The sequence below is a fragment of the Microvirga sesbaniae genome, assembly GCF_025460805.1.
Lineage (GTDB): Bacteria > Pseudomonadota > Alphaproteobacteria > Rhizobiales > Beijerinckiaceae > Microvirga > Microvirga sesbaniae.
The window spans coordinates 58,293-76,736 of the sequence record NZ_JAMXFJ010000007.1 but is presented as its reverse complement, the minus strand read 5'-3'; the positions used below and the strand labels follow the sequence as shown (position 1 = coordinate 76,736).

At 64.0% G+C, this 18,444-nt stretch carries 17 protein-coding genes; 9 read left to right on the top strand and 8 right to left on the bottom strand.

The window, feature by feature from the left end; genetic code table 11:
- Positions 1 to 81 precede the first annotated feature (81 nt).
- Positions 82 to 1,860: an adenylate/guanylate cyclase domain-containing protein gene (locus OCW50_RS12365; protein WP_262297727.1), complete on the top strand. Its 1,779-nt coding sequence runs from the start codon at positions 82 to 84 to the stop codon at positions 1,858 to 1,860.
- A gap of 282 nt (positions 1,861 to 2,142) precedes the next feature.
- Here the strand turns inward: OCW50_RS12365 and OCW50_RS12360 are convergent, their stop codons facing one another.
- The 6 genes from OCW50_RS12360 to OCW50_RS12335 all read right to left on the bottom strand — a co-directional run bounded on the left by OCW50_RS12360 (position 2,143) and on the right by OCW50_RS12335 (position 8,370).
- Complete coding sequence (locus OCW50_RS12360; protein WP_262297726.1) at positions 2,143 to 2,904, bottom strand: DeoR/GlpR family DNA-binding transcription regulator; 762 nt, start codon at positions 2,902 to 2,904, stop codon at positions 2,143 to 2,145.
- 119 nt (positions 2,905 to 3,023) lie between these two features.
- Complete coding sequence (pdxA, locus tag OCW50_RS12355; RefSeq protein WP_262297725.1) at positions 3,024 to 4,028, bottom strand: 4-hydroxythreonine-4-phosphate dehydrogenase PdxA; 1,005 nt, start codon at positions 4,026 to 4,028, stop codon at positions 3,024 to 3,026.
- Positions 4,025 to 5,287, bottom strand: a complete 1,263-nt coding sequence (locus OCW50_RS12350) for a four-carbon acid sugar kinase family protein (RefSeq protein WP_262297724.1) — start codon at positions 5,285 to 5,287, stop codon at positions 4,025 to 4,027. The genes pdxA and OCW50_RS12350 overlap by 4 nt, the downstream gene beginning before the upstream one ends.
- 1 nt (position 5,288) lies before the next feature.
- Complete coding sequence (locus tag OCW50_RS12345) at positions 5,289 to 6,317, bottom strand: 2-keto-3-deoxygluconate permease (RefSeq protein ID WP_315974423.1); 1,029 nt, start codon at positions 6,315 to 6,317, stop codon at positions 5,289 to 5,291.
- A 436-nt stretch (positions 6,318 to 6,753) separates the two neighbouring features.
- Entirely contained in the window at positions 6,754 to 7,212 is a 459-nt protein-coding gene (gene gloA2, locus OCW50_RS12340) for an SMU1112c/YaeR family gloxylase I-like metalloprotein (protein ID WP_315974422.1), read from the bottom strand.
- Positions 7,213 to 7,242: 30 nt separating this feature from the next.
- Positions 7,243 to 8,370, bottom strand: coding sequence for a LacI family DNA-binding transcriptional regulator (locus OCW50_RS12335; RefSeq protein ID WP_262297723.1), 1,128 nt, complete (start codon positions 8,368 to 8,370; stop codon positions 7,243 to 7,245).
- A 361-nt stretch (positions 8,371 to 8,731) separates the two neighbouring features.
- On the opposite strand from OCW50_RS12335, the gene OCW50_RS12330 reads away from it, so the two are divergent.
- The 6 genes from OCW50_RS12330 to OCW50_RS12305 all read left to right on the top strand — a co-directional run bounded on the left by OCW50_RS12330 (position 8,732) and on the right by OCW50_RS12305 (position 14,376).
- The gene (locus OCW50_RS12330) at positions 8,732 to 9,739 is read left to right on the top strand and encodes a Gfo/Idh/MocA family protein (protein ID WP_262297722.1); all 1,008 of its coding nucleotides are present in this window, start codon (positions 8,732 to 8,734) and stop codon (positions 9,737 to 9,739) included.
- 85 nt (positions 9,740 to 9,824) lie between these two features.
- Entirely contained in the window at positions 9,825 to 10,949 is a 1,125-nt protein-coding gene (locus OCW50_RS12325; protein ID WP_262297721.1) for an NAD(P)/FAD-dependent oxidoreductase, read from the top strand.
- 88 nt (positions 10,950 to 11,037) lie between these two features.
- Positions 11,038 to 11,808 carry an amino acid ABC transporter ATP-binding protein gene (locus OCW50_RS12320; RefSeq protein WP_262297720.1) on the top strand — a complete coding sequence of 257 codons (771 nt, stop codon included), beginning with the start codon at positions 11,038 to 11,040 and terminating at the stop codon, positions 11,806 to 11,808.
- Positions 11,809 to 12,025: 217 nt separating this feature from the next.
- Positions 12,026 to 12,880, top strand: a complete 855-nt coding sequence (locus tag OCW50_RS12315; RefSeq protein ID WP_262267744.1) for a transporter substrate-binding domain-containing protein — start codon at positions 12,026 to 12,028, stop codon at positions 12,878 to 12,880.
- 92 nt (positions 12,881 to 12,972) lie between these two features.
- Complete coding sequence (locus OCW50_RS12310; protein WP_262297719.1) at positions 12,973 to 13,632, top strand: amino acid ABC transporter permease; 660 nt, start codon at positions 12,973 to 12,975, stop codon at positions 13,630 to 13,632.
- A gap of 3 nt (positions 13,633 to 13,635) precedes the next feature.
- Positions 13,636 to 14,376: an amino acid ABC transporter permease gene (locus OCW50_RS12305; RefSeq protein WP_262297718.1), complete on the top strand. Its 741-nt coding sequence runs from the start codon at positions 13,636 to 13,638 to the stop codon at positions 14,374 to 14,376.
- Here OCW50_RS12305 and OCW50_RS12300 read toward each other — a convergent pair.
- Positions 14,366 to 15,304: a bestrophin family protein gene (locus tag OCW50_RS12300; RefSeq protein ID WP_444547392.1), complete on the bottom strand. Its 939-nt coding sequence runs from the start codon at positions 15,302 to 15,304 to the stop codon at positions 14,366 to 14,368. The genes OCW50_RS12305 and OCW50_RS12300 overlap by 11 nt on opposite strands.
- A 196-nt stretch (positions 15,305 to 15,500) precedes the next feature.
- The gene (locus tag OCW50_RS12295) at positions 15,501 to 15,890 is read right to left on the bottom strand and encodes a response regulator (protein WP_262297717.1); all 390 of its coding nucleotides are present in this window, start codon (positions 15,888 to 15,890) and stop codon (positions 15,501 to 15,503) included.
- Between the two features lie 133 nt (positions 15,891 to 16,023).
- Here OCW50_RS12295 and OCW50_RS12290 point away from each other — a divergent pair, with 133 nt between their 5' ends.
- Positions 16,024 to 16,782: a Crp/Fnr family transcriptional regulator gene (locus OCW50_RS12290; protein ID WP_262297716.1), complete on the top strand. Its 759-nt coding sequence runs from the start codon at positions 16,024 to 16,026 to the stop codon at positions 16,780 to 16,782.
- 64 nt (positions 16,783 to 16,846) lie between these two features.
- Complete coding sequence (locus OCW50_RS12285; RefSeq protein WP_262297715.1) at positions 16,847 to 18,124, top strand: sensor histidine kinase; 1,278 nt, start codon at positions 16,847 to 16,849, stop codon at positions 18,122 to 18,124.
- The last annotated feature ends 320 nt before the right edge of the window (positions 18,125 to 18,444 follow it).

The following is an 18,444-nucleotide window of genomic DNA, read 5'->3' as shown; positions in this document are numbered from 1 at the left end:
ACCTCCCTGAATGCTGAGACGCTCGACGCGCCTGCTCGGCGCGGGTACCATCCTACGCGCGATGACAGCTTGGAGGAACACATGCCTCCGCAGGAACCACGCCTCGCACGGCGGTTGGCCGCGATCCTCGCGGCGGACGTGGCAGGTTATGCCCGCCTGACGGGTGCCGACGAGAGCGGCACGCTACGAAGGCTCGCCGCGCATCGCGGGACGATGGATCGGATGATCGGCGAGCATGGTGGCCGCATCGCCAACACCGCAGGAGACAGCGTCCTGGCCGAGTTCCCCAGCGTAGTCGATGCGGTGCAATGCGCCGTGGCCGTTCAGGACCGGTTGACCGCGGCAGACGGCGACACGCCCGAGCACCGTCGCCTGCGCTTCCGCATCGGCGTGCATCTCGGCGACGTTGTCGTCAGCAACGGTGACCTCCTCGGCGACGCGGTGAACGTCAGCGCCCGGCTCCAGGCGCTGGCCGAACCGGGCGGGGTTTGCATCTCGGGCACGGCGTACGACTATGTGCGCAAGGCGCTGGCGCTGACCTATGCTGATCTCGGGCCGCAGGCGGTCAAGAACATCGACGAGCCAGTTCGGGCCTATCTCGTCGGACCCGCACCCTCAGAGGCGGCACACCCGCTTCCATCGTCGCAGTCGTTCCGGCTCCTGCCGCTGCCGGACAAGCCTTCCGTGGCGGTGCTGCCATTCGCGAACCTCGGCGGCGATCCCGAGCAGGAGTACCTGGCGGACGGCATCACCGACGAGATCATCACGGCGTTGGCCAAGGTGCGCTGGTTCTTCGTCATTGCCGGAAGCTCCAGCTTCACCTTCAAGAGCCGTGCCATCGACGTGAAGCAGGTCGGGCGCGAACTTGGGGTGCGCTATGTTCTGGAGGGCAGCGTGCGGAGAGCGGGTCAACGCTTGCGGATCACCGGTCAGCTTCTCGAAGCCGAGACAGGCAGCCACCTCTGGGCCGATCGCTACGAGGGCTCCATGGAAGATGTGTTCGAGTTCCAGGACCGGATCACCGAGAGCGTGGTCGGGGCCATCGAGCCGCGTCTGCGGGTCGCCGAAATGGAACGGGCCCGGAGAAAGCGCCCCGATAGCCTCACCGCCTACGACCGCTTCCTCCGAGCCCTGTCGCAGTTCTACCTTGCCAGCCGTGACGGCACGGCGGCGACGCTGCGCCTGATCGAGGAGACGATCAGGCTCGATCCCGACTACGGGCCACCCTACGCCCTCGGTGCCCAGTGCCACGTCTACTACATCACGCAGGGCTGGACGGATGACCGGGAGCGGGATCGGGACGAAGGCGAGCGCTTGGCCCACGCGGCTCTTGAGCGCGATCGCGACGATCCCACGGTGCTCTGGATGGCGGGCCACGCGCTCGGGTTCCTGACCCATGATTACGAAACGGCCCTGGCGCTGCTCGACCGGTCGCTGACCCTCAATCCGAACTCGGCCTCAGCCTACTGCTTCAGTGCCTGGAGCCGCTGCTGCGCGGGCTTTCCGGAAATCGCGGTCCCGCAGGTCCAGGCGGCTCTGCGGCTCAGTCCCGTCGACCGCAACATCTTCATGTTCCAATCGGCCCTGGCGGTCGCCTACTGCATGAGTGGCCAGCATGAGAAGGCCGTGGGGTGGGGACAGCGAGCCATCCAGGAGCAGCCGCGCTGGACCGGCAGCTATCGTCCACTCGCATCAAGTCTTGCCCACCTGGGCCGGATCGAGGAGGCAACCGCTGCGATGAAGCGACTCCTTGAGATCGATCCGGCATTCAGTCTCGACTTTATCCGACGAGTTTACATGCCCTCGACCGGACGGGACATCTTCATGGCAGGGCTTAAGCTCGCTGGCTCTCCCGGATAGTGTACTGTCGACCTCGTGTGCAGCTTGCCGGGAATGGTTGAAGCCGTTCCAATGCCCCGCTGGGTCCGCCTCATCCGATGCGCCAATCAAGAGAGGGAGACTCGGATGAGCCCGGGCCCTGGCGTCTGTTTTGCTCGCCTGAGGATCGCTGCCGAGATGCCCTTGAGCCAGAATGCACTGTGCTGCCTTACGGTTGTTGCAGGGTTCGAGGTGCCGGGGCGACGGGACCTGAGCTGGGCGGGAAGGGGCAAACATTCCCTCATATGAGCAGGTCGACATCAGTTATTGGGAGGCCCTGATGACCCGAGCCCCGGCGGCGGCAAACAGGTCGCATTGCTCGAGGCTTGCGCTCCAATCGGTAATCAGCGTCCAGCGTGCGGGCAGGGGAGCCCACATCGCTTGGTTCGTGCGGGACAGCTTCGTCGCGTCTGCGAGTACGAAGACCTCTCGTGCCTGATCCATCATGAGTGTTTTCAGGGCGATCTGATCGAGGCTCGCCTCGCACAGGCCGCGTCCTGCCACGACGCCATCTGCCCCCAGGAAGACCTTGTCGGCCGTCATTCTCCGCATGGCCTCCATGGCAAGCGGGCCCACCGTGCTCATGCTGGTTGGGCGAACCGCGCCACCGAGAACCGTCAGTTCGATTTCGGCAGCTTCGGCCAGCGGCGAGACAAGCGCCAGATTGTTGGTGATGACGCGATGGCGCCGGTTCCGCAGGAGGTGCCCAAAGGCTGCGACCGTTGAGCCCCCGTCCAGGATCAGGATGTCATCTTGCGCAAGAAGGCTGCATGCCGCCCGCGCGATGGCCGCCTTCTGGGTCCTGTTGGACGCCTGCCGCTGGCTCAGGCTCGTCTCGCCTGCCGGGTGCACCAGAATGGCGCCTCCATACGTGCGCTTGATCCCCTCGGAGGACGAGAGCTGCTGGAGGTCGCGGCGGATGGTCGAGGCGGAGACTTCGAAACGGGTGGCCAGGTCCTCGACGTCGATCTCCTCCCCGGCGGTCAACGCTTCGAGCAGAAGTGCCCGGCGGTCCTTGCTTCGCATCGTGAGGGTGTCCTCTCCGTCATGTCCTGTCGGCGTCCGAGACGGCACGCTCCCATGGTGAGAGCACGCCGTCCTGCACGAGGGTGGTCTCTACATCATCCGGACAGCGGACAGAAGTCTCAGGCCGCCGCCGTGCGCTGGGGCGCGAGGTCGGCCGCCTGCCGCAGTGCCTCCACGAGGCTGCCCTCGTCGGCGATCCCCTTGCCGGCGATGTCGAACGCGGTGCCGTGATCCACCGAGGTCCGGATCACGGGCAGGCCGACGGTGATGTTCACGCCGGATTCGAGGCCCAGGACCTTGATGGGGCCGTGGCCTTGGTCGTGGTACATCGCGACCACCATGTCATAGTCGCCCCGGGCCGCCAGGAAGAACAGGGTATCGGCCGGGAGCGGCCCCTCCACGCGCCATCCCCTGGCACGGCAGGCGGCCACCGCGGGCGCGATCTTCTGCTCCTCCTCACCATAGCCGAACAGCCCATTCTCACCCGCATGGGGATTGATGCCGCAGACGCCGATCCGCGGCGAGGCGATGCCGGCCTTGACCAGGGTGGTCTGCGCGCGCTCGATGACACGTTCGACCAGCCCGGGCTCGATGCGGGCAATGGCGTCGATCAGACCGATATGCGTCGTCACGTGGATGACGCGCAGCTTCGGTGACACCAGCATCATCGAGACTTCCGGCGTTCCGGTGAGCTCCGCCAGCAGTTCCGTGTGGCCGGGATACTTATGCCCGGCGGCGTGCAGCGCCTCCTTGCTGAGCGGTGCCGTGCAGATCGCGTCGGCCTGTCCGGCTTCGACCAGCCTGACCGCGCGCTCGATGAAGCGGAACGCACCTTCGCCCGAGACGGGAGAGACGCGACCGAAGGGATGATTCCGAGGGATCAGCTTGAGGTCGATGCACTCGACCTCGTCCGGAGCATAGCGTGCGTGCTCAGGCCGCTCGAGGCTGTTGACCGTGAGCGAGGAGCCGACGATCGAGCCGGCAAGCCGAAGCCGTTCGGCATCTCCCACCACCAGCGGACGGCACATCTCCCGCACGTCGGGTCGTGCGAGTGCCTTCATGATGATTTCCGGGCCGATCCCTGAGGCATCGCCCATGGTGATTGCGATCGTCGGAAGGCTCATGCCAGTTTTCCTTCTTGCCTGATCGTGCGCAGGCGCTGCACGACGTGCTTGAGTGTGTTGTCGCTCCCGAACGCACCTGCCTTGGTGACGATGGGAATGGAAAGATCTCCCAGCGTCAGGCCGAGAGACACGCCTGGCTCGACCTCATCCACCAGACGGATGCCGTTCACGCCGAAGCGGGCCAGGAGCGCCGCAGCCGTCTCCCCGCCGGTGGCGGCCAGACCGCTCGCGTACGCGGCGGCAGGCTTCAGCAGATCCGCCAGCCGTTCGGCAAGGCATGGTCCCAGCGCCAGGTCGGGAGTGCCGCCGACGAGGATCTCGACAAGGACGTCCTCGCCGGCCTGGAGGGCCGTGATGACCTGGCCGGCGAGAGCCGCGCGGTCGGCGCCGGCCGTCTCCGAGAGCAGGAGTTCCGGCTCGATGGGAACGGACCGCAGGCCAGGCAACGCCGAGAGGACTTTCGCGGCCGAGCGGGACGCCCGCGCGAGGGATCCAACGACCACCAGGGCGCCCCTGCCGGTCACCGGAGCCGGTATGGGGCCCACGGCTTCGCCTTGCGTCGCCTTCGCCAGCGCATGGGCGAGGCCGGCGCTGCCGATCCAGAACACGTTGCTCCGGACAGGCAGACCTGCCGCGGCGATACAGGCGAGATCGTCCTCGGTCTCCGCGTCGCAGACCGCGACCCGGTCGCCCTTCGAGGCGATCCCGTCCAAGGCGGCCCTGAGGGCCTCCACGCCCGCGCGGATCGTGGCGAGCTGCACCTTCTCGGCCACGACGCCGGCCGTTGCCAGAACCTCGACGAGATCGGCGTTGGGATAGCTGTGCTCGCGCTGCCAGACCTCGGTCTGCTCCAGAGGCTCACCGCTCACGTGAACCCTGCCATCCCGCGTCGTGCGGCCGGTCGCCGGGAAGGCAGGAGACATGACGCCGAGCACGGGTCCGTGTCGAGGCCGCAGGGCCTCGAAGATCGCGACGGTCTCTGCGGCAGGCTGCCCGCGAAGGGTGGAGTCGATCTTCTTGAAGAGGGCCGTGCCCTCCACGTGCAGCTTTCCGAGCACGGCGCGGTGCTTTGTCAGGGCATCCCGTCCCGAGAGGCCCCGGCTGCCGGCGTCATAGGAGAACACGGGAGGGAGCCCTCCCGTGTCCTCGGCGCAGTCTCCCCAGCCGACGGCCGCGGCAACCCCCTCCTTGGCGAAGGCGATGGCGCAATCGGCCGCGCCCGTGAGGTCATCGGCGACGATCAGCCATTTCGTCCCCATGTCAGTGACCTCCAGATGTCCCGGCAGGCACGGCGCCGACCTCGACAGCGGCGGCGTCTTGCGCAGTGTCCTCCTCGGGACGTCCGAAGGTGCGAGCCGTCCAGGCGGTCGCCAGGGGGACGAGGATCGCGGTCACGACCACCGTAGCGGCGACCAGGACGGTCGCCGGGCCGGCTGCATCGGCATAGGCCGGGTTGGCGGCGGCGACGATAGCCGGAACGGCTGCCGCATTGCCGGCCGTCGATGCCGCGGCGACGCCCGCGACGCCGGTGCCGCCGGTCAGGCGATCCGCGAAGAAGAGCGGGATGCCCGTGACGACGACAACCGCCACGCCGAGCGCGAGACCAAGGAGACCCGCCTGCCAGATCTTGGTCAGGTCGAGGCCCGCGCCGAGGGCGAAGGCGAAGAACGGGATCATGACCGGGATGGCGCGGCTCAGGAAGGCGCGCATCTCACGGTCGAGGTTGCCCAGGAGCATGCCCACGGCGAGAGGCAGGATGCTGCCGACCATCGTCTGCCAGGGGAAGGCCGAGAGGCCGGCGACGCCGAGCGTGACCATGGTCAGGAACGGTCCGGATTCCAGGGTCATGATGGTGTAGGCGCCAACGTCGCGCGGGCGTCCGTACTGCCCCATCAGGGCCATGTAGAGGCCCCCGTTCGTGTCGTTCATCGCAGCAACGATGGCCAGGGTGGAAAGTCCGGCGAAGACGCCGGAGGTGACCGGAGCCTCACCGAGAATGCGGCCGAAGACGATGCCGAGCACCATCGCCATGCCGACCTTGACCATGAACAATGTGCCGCCCTTCTTCACGATGTAGGGGGTTGCCTTGAAGTCGATGCTGGCCCCCATGCAGACGTAGAAGACGGCCAGGATGGTCAAAGCGCCCGTGAACAGGGCGCCCGTGAAGGAGCCGAAGAGCTTCGGAGTTCCAGGAAAGAACGTCGTGATCAGCGCACCGAGCAGGAGCGGCACGACCATCATGCCTCCCGGGACCTTCTCGATGGCTCTCTTGATCGGAATCTGGGGCATATTCCCACCCTATATTGCGCGAAATTCGCATTGTTGGCTATGACGAGCCGTCTTATCCGCGCGTTTTGTGCAATTTTCCTCCATAAAGTCAACCTATGCGCATTTTGCGCAAGCTGGGTAGGATTGCCGCATCGGCCCTCCGGGTCACCGGCGCGGCCCTCTGGGTCACGTCCGAGGCTCTAAGGGGCAGCTGAAGAGACGAACACCGGACATTCTCGAAGGGCAGATGATCGGCAGAGAATGACCCGATCCAGAAGTTGGGGCCGTCACGTATTTCCGCCGACACGGCGGTGACGATGTCCGATCCCGACCTCAAGCGGTCGGGATGCTGCTGAACCGGGAGCATCGAACCGGGAAGCGGGCCCACTTTTGGGAGTGATGCTCCCGCAGGTGACGCCGTGCAGCCGAGTCGGGCTGTCTTGTCCAGGGTACGGCGTCAGGATGTTCTTGAACCCTCGGCGCTATCTTCATAAAGTTCCAGGGGCGTTCCGTCAGGGTCGGCGAAGAAGGTGAAACGCTGCCGCGTATGCTCGTCGATGCGGATCGGCTCGACGATGATCCCAAATTCTTCCAGACGAGCAATGATCGGCTCCAGGGATTGCACACGGAAGGCGAGGTGGCGCAGGCCGCAAGCCTCCGGTCGGGACGGGCGGGGCGGCGGGTCTGGAAACGAGAAAAGCTCGATCTGGGCCGAGCCGATCTGAAGATCCGAGCCGATCTGAAGATCGCACTTCCAGGATTGCCGCTCTGCGCGCCAGATCTCGCGAATGACCGGGAGTCTCAGGATCTGGGAATAGAAGTGCTTCGAGCGCTCGTAATCCGAGCAGATGATCGCGACATGGTGAATGGCGTTCAGCATGAATACCTCGGATGCGTGGCTGTCGATCAGCGACATGGATCACGGTCTCGTGCTTGTCGCACGAGCCTATCCCACGACAGCTTTCGCGGCCGGCCGGGACTTTACCTTCTTCTCGTCATCCTGAGGAGCGGGTGGTGCGCCGACCGACTGCCGCTCGATCAGCTCCGTGGCAAGCACCAGTCGCTTCGGCGTCCCGACGGCTCCGGTGATGCGCTCGAGCAGGATCTGCGCGCTCTCGACGCCGAGATTGTAGACCGGCTGTGAGATGACTGTGATCGGCGGACTCGTGACGCTGGTCCAGTCTGCATCGTGGAAGGCGATGAGAGAAAGATCGGCGGGGATTGACATGCCCAGGTTGCGGATGACCTTGAACACCTCGAGCCCGACCACGTTGTCCGATGCCAGGATGGCAGTCGGACGATGGGGCATTGAGAGAAGATCGGCGATGATTCGCCCCGAAGCGCCCTGGCGCGATGCTCCCAGGCGGATATACTGCTCGGGATGTTTGATCCCCGCCGCGGCGGACGCTGCTAGAAAACCGTTGATGCGATCCATCACGGTTGTCAGGCTGATCTGCTGAGGTCCCCTGTAGATCGGATCATCGGAAGCCGTCGCCGTGATGTAGGCGATCCGCCTGTGTCCGGCCTCGATCAGCATGCGCGTGGCCACTGCGGCTGCGGCCTGGTCGTCCGTGATGACGCTGTCGACCTTCAGCTTGGGAATGGCGCGGTCCAGCAGAACCAGCGGCCTGCCAGATCTCTGCACAGCTTCCAGATGCTGGATATCGAACATGGATGCAGGAGTGATGATCAGGCCGTCAACCCGCTTGCCGAGAAGCACCTGGACGGCGGCCTGCTCCCTGCCGACCACTTCCCCGGAATTGGCCAGGATGACGTCGAACCCTGCGGCGCTCGCCACTTCGCTGATGCCACGGACGGCCTGCCCGAAATAGGGGTTCTCGATGTCGCCGACGACAACACCGATTGTTCGCGAGCGGCCCGTCGTCATGCTGCGGGCGAGTTCATTCGGCCGATAGCCCAGAATACGCGCCGCATGAAGAACTTTTTCCTTCACCTCCGGGCTAGCCGTTCCATAGCTGCCCAGCACCCTGGCGGCCGTAGCCTTGGAGACGCCCGCCTCACGGGCGACGTCCTGGAGAGTGACCAACCGCTTCTGGACCGTTCTGTTGTTCATGGCCGACGACCTAAGAGGCAATCTGTTGAATCGTCAAGCAGAGCGCCTGTTGACAAATGAGACCGGTCTCAAATAGCATTGAAACCGGTCTCATACTATCAGTTTGTCTCGTTCATCGGAAATGGAAACCAAGATGAGTGTGGATCGAGGTCGCAGCGTGAGGACAGGACAGAGCGGCCGTGACGCTGGTGCCGGAGCCGGAGCGGCATGGCGGCTTCAGCATGGCCGTGCGTTGTCCCCTCGCACCGGCGTGGCTTGCCGCGCCAATGGGGCTTCCGACCCTCTCCAAACGCCCATTCGCTCAGCGCGACGCAGCAGCCGTGCTGTTTGGCTCCTTCTCCTCTGCAAAGGTGTATGACCCGTGTCGAAAAAAGTCAGGTGGGGTGTGCTGAGCACCGCCCAAATCGCCAGGAAACACGTCATTCCGGCCATGAAGGCAGGAGCCTTCACGGAGGTTGTGGCGATTGCGTCCCGAGATGAAGACCGGGCCCGCGAAGCCGCCGTGGATCTCGGAATTCCAAAGGCCTATGGGTCGTATGAGGCGTTGCTCGCCGATCCGGACATCGACGCGATCTACAATCCGCTTCCGAACCATCTGCATGCGCCTCTGACCATCAAGGCGCTCGAGGCCGGCAAGCATGTCCTGTGCGAAAAACCGATTGCTCTCAATGCCGAGGAGGCGCGGCAGATCGAGGCTGCTCAGAAGAAGAGCGGCTTGCTCGTGGGCGAAGCCTTCATGGTGCGCTTCCATCCGCAATGGCACCGTGTGCGCGAGATCGTTCGCAGCGGACGCCTGGGAGAGGTGCGTGCCATCCAGACAATCTTCTCCTATTTCCTGACGGATCCCAGCAACATCCGCAATCAGGCCGATATCGGCGGCGGAGGGCTCTACGATATCGGCTGCTATGCCATCAACACGGCCCGTTTCGTGTTTGACGCCGAGCCGGAGCGCGTGATCGGCCTGTTCGACAGGGATCCCCAGATGGGAACGGACCGCTTGAGCAGCGGCTTGGCGGAATTCCTCGGCGGCCGGCAGATGACCTTCACCTCCGCGACCCAGCTCGTGCCATGCCAGCGTGTGCAGATCCTCGGTACCCAAGGGCGCATCGAAATCCAGATTCCGTTCAATGCGCCTGCCGGCATGGAAGCCGTTATCGTGGTCGACGACGGGCGGGATCTCTCCGGCGGCGGCAGGGACGTCATCACGATACCCCCCAGTGATCAGTACACTTTGCAGGGTGATGCCTTCTCACAGGCGGTGCTCGGCGAGAAGCCCCTCGAATGGGGAAGCGCCGACGCCGTGTCGAACATGCGTGTGATCGACGCTCTCTTCCGCTCTGCGCAGACCGGGAAATGGGAGCGCCCCTGATTGCCTTCCAACAGATCGGCCTGCCGGTCTCCCGGGCTGACAGATCGAACCAGTCAACGAGCACAACCACAGAAGGAACTATCTGGTGAATTCTCCATCCTCATCTTTGCGGGTTGCTGTCATCGGCGGCGGGATTCTCGGGGCGTCCTCAGCCGTACAGCTTGCGCGCTTGGGCGCTCGCGTGACGTTGGTAACCGAAGGTGGATTGTCGAGCGAAGCCTCGGGCCGCTCGCTCGCCTGGCTGAACTCGGCTCGTTTCCGCTCTGCCGAATATCATAAGCTGCGCATGATCGGCATCGATCGCTACCGCACCCTGGCGGCCCGGTACCCCGCCGCGCCCTGGCTGCGCTTCGACGGAGGTCTGACGTGGGATGCCGATGACAGCTCGAACAGGATCGCCGAGGCGTTCGCGCACGAACAGAGCATCGGCTACGACGCGCGGCTTCTTGCTCCTGAACAGGTCGCCGCCATGACGCCGGGCGTCGATGCGCGTGCGATCACGCGTCAGGGCGCGATCTTCAATCCCGGAGAGGGCTGGGTGGACCTGCCGTCCCTGATCCGCGTGCTGCTCGACGAGTTTGCCACGCTGGGTGGCGAGATCCTCACGCATGCCGGTCGGGCCAGCGTCGATGTCAAGGGCGGGCGAGCAACAGGAGTATCGACGTCGAGCGGCAGGCAGATTGTGGCCGATGCCGTCCTGGTGGCTGCCGGCGCTGCCGTCCCCAAGATGGTTGCAGATGTCGGCGTTGCCATTCCGGACGCAACCCCGATCTCGCTTCTGGTCCGCTCGAAGCCGCTCAAAACTGGTCTGCGGGCTGTTCTCAACACGCCGCGCGTGGCTGTGCGCCCCACGCCGGACGGCGCCATCGTGTTCGACTCCGCCTGGTCGGAGGATGAGGTCGTCCGCCATGCGGATGGGACCTACGAGGTGCGGGAGTCGACGGTCCACAAGCTCGCGGAGGAGGCCTCTGCGGTGCTCGCCGACAATCCGAAGATCGAAATCGACTCTTATGCCGCCGGGCCGAAGCCTGTGCCGAAGGATGGCGAACCGGTTCTCGGCGCCCTCGAGGCGGTTCCGGGTTATTACGTAGCCTTTACTCACAGCGGTGCCACGATGGGTTTGATCACGGGTGAATTGCTGGCCCGGGAAATCGTCACGGGGGAGGCGAGCCCTCTGCTCGCCACGTTCCGGCCCGACCGGTTCGCGTAGCGGCCAGCACCTGGCGGTTCTCCGCGCGAGGCGGAGAGCCAACCTTTGAACAAAGCTGAACCTAGGACAGCAGTCTCGGGAGACGGACATGGGACAGACCAGCAATCATGCGACCGGCGGCAGCCAAGATGTCTGCGTCGAGTTCAGCAACGTCGACAAATGGTTCGGCACGGTGCAGGTGCTGCATGACATCAATCTGACAGTAGGGAAAGGCCAGAAGGTCGTCGTCTGCGGTCCGTCCGGATCGGGGAAATCCACGATGATCCGCTGCATCAACCATCTTGAGAAGCACCAGAAAGGCCGGATCGTCGTCAACGGGATCGAGCTCACGGAGAGCAAGCGCAGCATCGAGCGTGTCCGTCAGGATATCGGCATGGTGTTTCAGAGCTTCAATCTTTATCCGCACCTGACCGTTCTGGAGAACTGCACCCTCGCGCCCCGGTGGGTTAAGGGGGTGCCGCGGAAGGACGCAGACGCCCTGGCGCTGCGCTATCTCGAGCGCGTACGCATTCCGGACAAAGCAAACTTCTATCCGAGCCAGCTGTCTGGTGGGCAGCAGCAGCGAGCTGCCATTGCACGCTCGCTCTGCATGAACCCGAAGATCATGCTGTTCGACGAACCGACCTCGGCACTCGACCCCGAGCTCGTGCGCGAAGTTCTGGACACGATGGCGCAACTTGCCAGCGACGGAATGACCATGGTGTGCGTCACGCACGAAATGGGCTTCGCCCGGCAGGTCGCCGACCGGGTGATCTTCATGGATGCGGGCCGGGTCGTGGAGACGGCACCTCCTGACGAGTTCTTCCGCAACCCTCGGGAACGTCGCACCCGGGCCTTCCTGAGCCAGATCCTGCACTAGCGCGCCGGGCGAAAAAGTGGACCCGGTTTTTCACGTCGAGCCGCGCGCCGCTCAAGAGGTTGAGCATCGGAATCGATCCCAGAAGCGGCTCCATTTTTCACGTCCGATGCTCTGGGAGAACAACGGGCTTCCCGCGGACGGCCGCGTTCCGCAGCAACAAATCGACGAACGATCAACGTTCGCACCTCCAGACCCAGAAATCCAAAGGGAAATATCCATGAACCGACAGATCAGCATGCTTCGCTACGCTATCGCATCATTGGGCTTCATCGCCGCCATCGCGTCTCAGGCGACGGCAGCCTCGGCGCAGGATCTTCCAGCCTTGCCGAAGGCGATCAAGGATGCGGGCGTCATCCGCATCGGAGTCAAGTGCGACTCCCCGCCGTTCGGCTCCTCCGGCCCCGACGGCAAGCCGGTCGGCGTGGAGGTCGAGATGGCGAAGAAGATCGGCACCTATGCCTTCGGCTCTCCGGACAAGGCGGAGCTGAGCTGCGTCGCCACCGACGCACGCATTCCATCCCTGACCGGCGGCAAGATCGACCTCATCCTCGCGACCCTCGGCAAGACCCCGCCGCGCGAGCAGGTGATCGATTATTCCGACATCTATTACTGGGGCGGCAGCAACGTCATCGTGCCGAAGGACAGCCCGGTCCAGAAGCTCGCTGATCTCGAGGGAAAGTCGATCCTGATCGTGAAGGGTGGCAATCAGCTCAAATGGTTGCGCGACCGCATTCCCGGCATTCAATTCGTGCAGCTCAACACCAATGCAGATAACATCCAGGCCCTCCAGCAGGGTCGGGCCGACGGATATGTGGGCGATGCAGTCACGATTGCGACCCTGATCAGCAACTATCCCGCTTTCCGTATTCTCAAGGAGGAAGTCGATCTCGGGTTCAACGGTGTCGGCATTCGCAAGAACGAGCCTGAGCTCAAGGCCTTTGTGAATGCCGCCCTGAAGAAAATGAAAGAGGAGAAATTCTTCTCGCAGGTGGTGCCCAGCCACGTCTCCGACCCGATCGTCGCCAAGGAGATGATCAAGTCCTTCGAGACCGATCCGCCGGCCACGAACTGAGCGGCTGACAGAGGCCGGGTGGAGGCCAAATCCTCCACCCCGCAGCCACCTCGGATGCTCGGTCGACCATCTTCAGCAAAGGTCGGAATGTGATGGATTTCAATTATATTCTCGATGCGCTGCCGGACCTGATGAGGGGGCTGAAAGTGACCCTCACGGTCAGCGGTCTCGCCATCCTGCTTTCATGCATCGTCGGTGCCGTCGGCGCTGCGCTGCGCACGAGCGGCTTCAAGCCGGCTGAATATCTCGTCACCGGCTATGTCGAGTTCATCCGCGGTACGCCGTATCTCGTGCAGATCTTCTTCATTTTCTATGGCCTGCCGAGCCTTGGCCTGCGCCTGTCGGTCTTCTGGTCGGGCGTCGCGGCACTGACCTTATGGGCGAGCGCCTTTCAGATCGAGAACTTCCGCGGAGGGCTTGCCGCCGTCAGCCATGGTGTTCGCGATGCGTCCGCATCCCTCGGCCTGAAACGCTGGCATCATGCTCTTCTGGTTGTTTTCCCGCTGGCCGCCCGGGCGGCGCTGCCGTCCTCGATGAACACAATCGTAGCCACGGTCAAGAACTCCGCCTATCTCCAGGCTATCGGCCTCGTGGAACTGACCTTCGTGGCCGTCGATCGCATTGCCTATGATTTCCGGGCCATCGAGATGTTCTTCTCCATCTGCGTGATCTACCTGCTCTGCGTCTTTGCTCTGTCCGGCCTGGGGCACGCACTGGAGCATCGCCTCAATCGGCCTTTTGCAGGGAGATAGTCAATGCTACTTCTCGAGTTCCGGTCTTTCCTGTTCGACGGCCTCCTGAACACGCTGCTCCTGTCGCTGGTGATGATCCTGGGCGGAACCCTGTTCGCGATCCTCTTTGCGGCTGGCCTGTCGTTGCCGTCCCGCTGGCTCAGCCGCCCCGTTTTCCTCATCGTGGAATGTCTGCGGGACATCCCCCTCATGGTGACGGTGCTGCTCGTCTACTTCATCCTGCCCCATATCGGGATCTCGCTCAATCCGTTCTGGTCGAGCGCGCTCAGCGTATCGGTCTGGGGTGGCGCGAACGGCGCGCATATCATTCGTGCAGGCCTCGCCGCTGTCCCCAGAGGACAATCGGAGACGGTTCAGGCTTTTGGGCTCAGCGGCTGGAAGGGGCTTCTTCTGGTGGTCGTCCCTCAAGCCATGCCCGTTATCCTACCGCCTTACATCAGCCTCGTGACCGGATTGGTGCAGGCGAGCTCGCTTGGCGCAGTCCTCGGTGTCAACGAGCTCCTGCGCTCGGCACAAGTCCTCATCGAACAGACGACGATCGCGCGCGGCGGGAGCCCTGCCTACCTCGTTTACGGCGCCATTCTGGTTGTCTATTTCGTGCTGTGCTGGGCGATCGCGTTTGTTGGACGTCGTCTCGAAGCGCATTTTGCGAAGCCATACCGCCGCGACAGGCCAAGCATCGATCGCGGAAAGGACCCCTCCCAGGTTCTGGTCCCAACAGTTCCGTTGGACGTCAGGACCTGAGCGAGGTCTGTCGGACGCACGCGCATTCCAAGGCAGATTGCATTCTGGCGGGATCAGGATGCTGGCTCAGTCTCGTCGGTGAAGCTTCCTTCTTCGCGAGGAACCGGGCCTGCTTCCTCGCACGACGCTCTCCGGGCCTCAGGAGGGCAACGTCAGATGAACGGGATCGTGGCGTTCTGTGCGTCGAATTTCCTTTGCTGGCGCTTCCCGGAAGTACGATGATGTTCAGCAACGGCCCAATGGCCGGGCCAGCACATGACTTGGCGGGAAGGCTCTCATCGATCCACAGCGGGCCCTGCCTTTCGACCGGATCCGTAGCGTTCCAACGGTACATGGATGGATGAGACGTCCCGCCTGATAGGCCCGGCGGGACGTCCGCTCTGATCGCGGAGAAGTGATGGTTCAGTTGAAGGTGATGGAAGTCGAACCACGATGCGCTCCTCAAAGAGTGGAGCATCGGATGCAGCAGGAGAGTGTAGGCGAAGGGCAGCGGCGTTGCTTTGATCCGCTCGCAGCCCGCCTGGACGGCACTCGGGGCACTCAGACGTTGCTCGAGCACGGAGTACCGGATGTCGCTGATCGTGCCGGTTGAGCTCAGCTGGGCGCATTGCCGCCCGATCTCGCGCAGGACCGCATCGGTCGGGTTCGCGCCGGCGCCCTTGATGTCCTGTCCGATCCAAGGCTTCATTCGGCCGACCTCATCCTGGTCGCGCAGCCGGGCCGCCAATCCATGCGCAAAGCCACACAGGCCGAGCAGAAGCGGCTCGCGCCGAGCCACATCGAGATCCATCGTCTGACGAGCGAACGAGCGCGCTTCGATGATGAGCTGGCCCCAGAGCTTACGAGCCTCCCACCAGCGGTCATAGCAGGCGTTGTTCCGAAAGCTCATGAAGATGGAGAGGGCAATGCCGATCAGCGTGAACGGCATGGCACCGAGTTGGGCGAAGACTACCGGGTGCCAGCGGACTAGCGCATCGGACGGACCCAGAGGGCCACGCCAGTGAAAAGTGGATCCGGTTTTCGCTGGCGCGGCCCGCTGGGTCCGTTCTGACCGATGCTCTCATTCAAGAAGAAAGCATCGGATGGATCCCAAAAGTGCAAGTCCACTTTTCACGTCCGATGCTTTAGGCGTTCGATTTCTGCATGAGGCTTGGGAGCGCTCGTGCCAAGGCCTCTGGCTTGAACGGTTTCTCCCAGAGAGGCACATCCCGGTAGGCCGGCGGCACGGAGCTCTCGGCAAGGCCCGTGGCGAAGACGAACGGCACACCATGCTCCCGGAGCACATCCGCCACGGGATAGACGGTCTGCCTCTTGAGGTTGATGTCGAGCACGGCTGCATCCACAGGCCCGGCTTCCAGCAGCGCGAAAGCCTGATCCCGCGTGGGCACCGGGCCGACGATCTCGGCCCCGAGTCCCTCCAGCGCCTTGGCTATGTCATCGGCCAGGAAATACTCGTCCTCGACCACCATGATCCGGCGGCGGGCCAGCATTCCTTCTTGGGCAGGATCGGTCATGCGCATCCTCGTTCAGCCGCTCCCGGGCTCTGGGTCCTCATACGTTAGTCTGTGCTGTTGGCAGAATAACATAGGTGAGCGACTGGCGTTCCAGATGCTGTATGCCCGGTTCCAAGCAGCGGCAGAACCATCAATGGCGACCCATCTCATCCGCAAGCTGGAGCAGTTCACCACGCTCTCTTCCACGGACAAGGAGGCGCTGGCGAGACTTGCCGCCCTGAGGGTGCGCCGGCTCGATCCACGCGAGGACATCACTCGTGAAGGGGACCGGCCAGGGCAGGTGTACCTGATCCTGGAGGGCTGGACCTGCCGCTACAAGGTGCTCGAAGACGGGCGACGGCAGATCACCGCCTTTCTGGTGCCCGGCGACATCTGCGGCCTGCACATGTTCATCCTGAAGCAGATGGACCATTCCATGGGAGCGGTGACGCCTCTGACCATCGCCGAAATCCCGAGCGATACCGTTCTGGAACTGACGGACGCTTCGCCCCACATCAGCCGCGCCCTGTGGTGGACCTCGCTGGTCGAGGAGGCGACTGCGCGCGAGTGGATCACGAACCTGGGCCAGCGGGAGGCCTTGGAGCGGCTGGCGCATCTATTCTGTGAATTGTTCCTGCGCCTCAGGGTTGTGGGCCTGGCGAACGGCGAAGCCGGCGGCGCTTCCTTCGAGCTGCCGGTGACCCAGGAGCAGCTTGCGGAGGCCACGGGGGTCTCCACGGTCCATGTCAACCGCACGCTCCAGCAGATGCGCGAGCAGGGGCTGATCGTCTGGAAAGGCAAGACCCTGATCATCCCGGATGTGGAGGTCTTGCAGGAGGTCGCCCTGTTCAACCCCAACTACCTCCACCTCAACCACAGCGGGGAGAGCCTTCCTGGGGATGAGATCCCATGACCTCGTACCTTCATCGTGAGTTTGCGCGTTGTTCAGGTCGGCTCAGGCAGAAAGGATGCATCCTGTGACCCAGTACAAGGATCCGTCAGGCAGCGTTGATGACGTCCTGATCACGGCCGAGCTGGCGAGCCGACCCTCCCGCAACCCAGGCTATGAGGCCGAGAGCCGGGCGCTCGGGCGTCTCGCCCAGGAGATGGCCACCAATCCGGGCGGCGTGCTCCAGACATGCGCCGAACTGGTCATGGAGCTGTGCCAAGCGGATTCCGCCGGCATCAGCATCCTGGAGCCCGGCGGAACAAGCGGCATGCTCCGCTGGCGCGCCGCAGCTGGCGGGTTCGCGCCGAACCTTCATGGCACCATGCCTCGGGAGGCGAGCCCCTGTGGGACGGTGATGGAACGCAACCGCGTTCTTCTGTTCCACGAGGCGGAGCGGTTCTTTCCGGACCTCCGGGGTGTCGAGCCACGCATCTACGAGAACCTGCTCGCCCCCTGGCATGTGAACGGCGAGGCGGTCGGCACTCTCTGGGCCATCAAGCACTCACCCGAAGGCAAGTTCGATGCAGAGGATGCTCGCCTTCTGCAAAGCCTCGCCCGCTTCGCCGCGGCCGCATTCCAGATGACCTCGGCCCTCGACGAGGCCAAGGAAAGCCAGGAGGAGCTGCAACGGCGCATCGAGAAGGGCATACAGGCCGAGGCGGCGCTTCGCGCGAGCGAAAGCCGGGCCCGGCTGCTGCTGTCCGAGTTGCAGCACCGGGTGCGCAACACGCTCGCGGTGATCCGCTCCATCGCCCGCCGGACGGCGGTCACCAACGAGACAGTGGAGGACTATGCCATGCACCTGGACGGGCGTATCGACGCCTTCGCCCGGGTGCAGGCGGCCGTCACGCGGGATCCGACCGCCGGTCTCGATTTGGAGCTTCTGGTGGCCGAGGGGCTGCTGGCCTTCGGAGCCCAGGAGGGTGAGCGGGTGGCCGGCATCACGGGGCCGGAGGTGCGCCTGAAGCCCAAGGCGGCCGAAACCATCGCGCTTGTCATCCACGAGCTGGCGACGAATGCCGTGAAGTATGGTGCTCTGTCGACGGACCAAGGACGGATCACGGTGGGGTGGAGCATCGACAGGATGGAGGATGAGCCGCGTCTCGTCGTCCGCTGGATCGAGACGGGGGTGAGGCTGTCGGGTGAGACGCCACGAAGGCGAGGCTTCGGCACCGAGCTGATCGAGCGGACGTTGGCCTATGAACTGAATGGCAAGGCCAGCCTGGAGTTCACGCCGGACGGTCTGCATTGCATCATCAGCCTGCCCGTTGGCGAGATCCTCGCGGAACAGGTGCTTCCGCGGTAGTCGGCCCCTCGACGGAGGCGGCCAGCATGATGGCGCGCCAAGCCGAAAGTTGGTCCTGTTCGCGTCTGGGCGGAAGGGCAGGTATCGGCACGAGGCGGAAGTAGACCGAGTGTCTACACTCGCGAGGAATAGCGAACGTTCCTGGAGGGTAGGGGACCGTCAGTGCGTGGCCCATATCTGCCCTTCGGGAGCTCTCCATAGAGGGATTTCCCATCCAGATCTCAGGGTTTAACCTGATACAAGCCTGAAGCTGACCCGCTAGATTTCCTACGACTTGTCCACGTACGAGAGCGACATGCGCCATTGCCGCGTTTCCCGTG

Bases quoted from the DNA above. Each gene is read 5' to 3' on its own strand.
- OCW50_RS12350 (WP_262297724.1), bottom strand. From the start codon at position 5,287: ATGGGGACGAAATGGCTGATCGTCGCCGATGACCTCACGGGCGCGGCC.
- OCW50_RS12315 (WP_262267744.1), top strand. From the start codon at position 12,026: ATGAACCGACAGATCAGCATGCTTCGCTACGCTATCGCATCATTGGGC.
- OCW50_RS12360 (WP_262297726.1), bottom strand. From the start codon at position 2,904: ATGCGAAGCAAGGACCGCCGGGCACTTCTGCTCGAAGCGTTGACCGCC.
- OCW50_RS12335 (WP_262297723.1), bottom strand. From the start codon at position 8,370: ATGAACAACAGAACGGTCCAGAAGCGGTTGGTCACTCTCCAGGACGTC.
- OCW50_RS12295 (WP_262297717.1), bottom strand. From the start codon at position 15,890: ATGACCGATCCTGCCCAAGAAGGAATGCTGGCCCGCCGCCGGATCATG.
- OCW50_RS12305 (WP_262297718.1), top strand. From the start codon at position 13,636: ATGCTACTTCTCGAGTTCCGGTCTTTCCTGTTCGACGGCCTCCTGAAC.
- OCW50_RS12290 (WP_262297716.1), top strand. From the start codon at position 16,024: ATGGCGACCCATCTCATCCGCAAGCTGGAGCAGTTCACCACGCTCTCT.
- pdxA (WP_262297725.1), bottom strand. From the start codon at position 4,028: ATGAGCCTTCCGACGATCGCAATCACCATGGGCGATGCCTCAGGGATC.
- gloA2 (WP_315974422.1), bottom strand. From the start codon at position 7,212: ATGTCGCTGATCGACAGCCACGCATCCGAGGTATTCATGCTGAACGCC.
- OCW50_RS12320 (WP_262297720.1), top strand. From the start codon at position 11,038: ATGGGACAGACCAGCAATCATGCGACCGGCGGCAGCCAAGATGTCTGC.
- OCW50_RS12300 (WP_444547392.1), bottom strand. From the start codon at position 15,304: ATGCCGTTCACGCTGATCGGCATTGCCCTCTCCATCTTCATGAGCTTT.
- OCW50_RS12345 (WP_315974423.1), bottom strand. From the start codon at position 6,317: ATGCCCCAGATTCCGATCAAGAGAGCCATCGAGAAGGTCCCGGGAGGC.
- OCW50_RS12365 (WP_262297727.1), top strand. From the start codon at position 82: ATGCCTCCGCAGGAACCACGCCTCGCACGGCGGTTGGCCGCGATCCTC.
- OCW50_RS12310 (WP_262297719.1), top strand. From the start codon at position 12,973: ATGGATTTCAATTATATTCTCGATGCGCTGCCGGACCTGATGAGGGGG.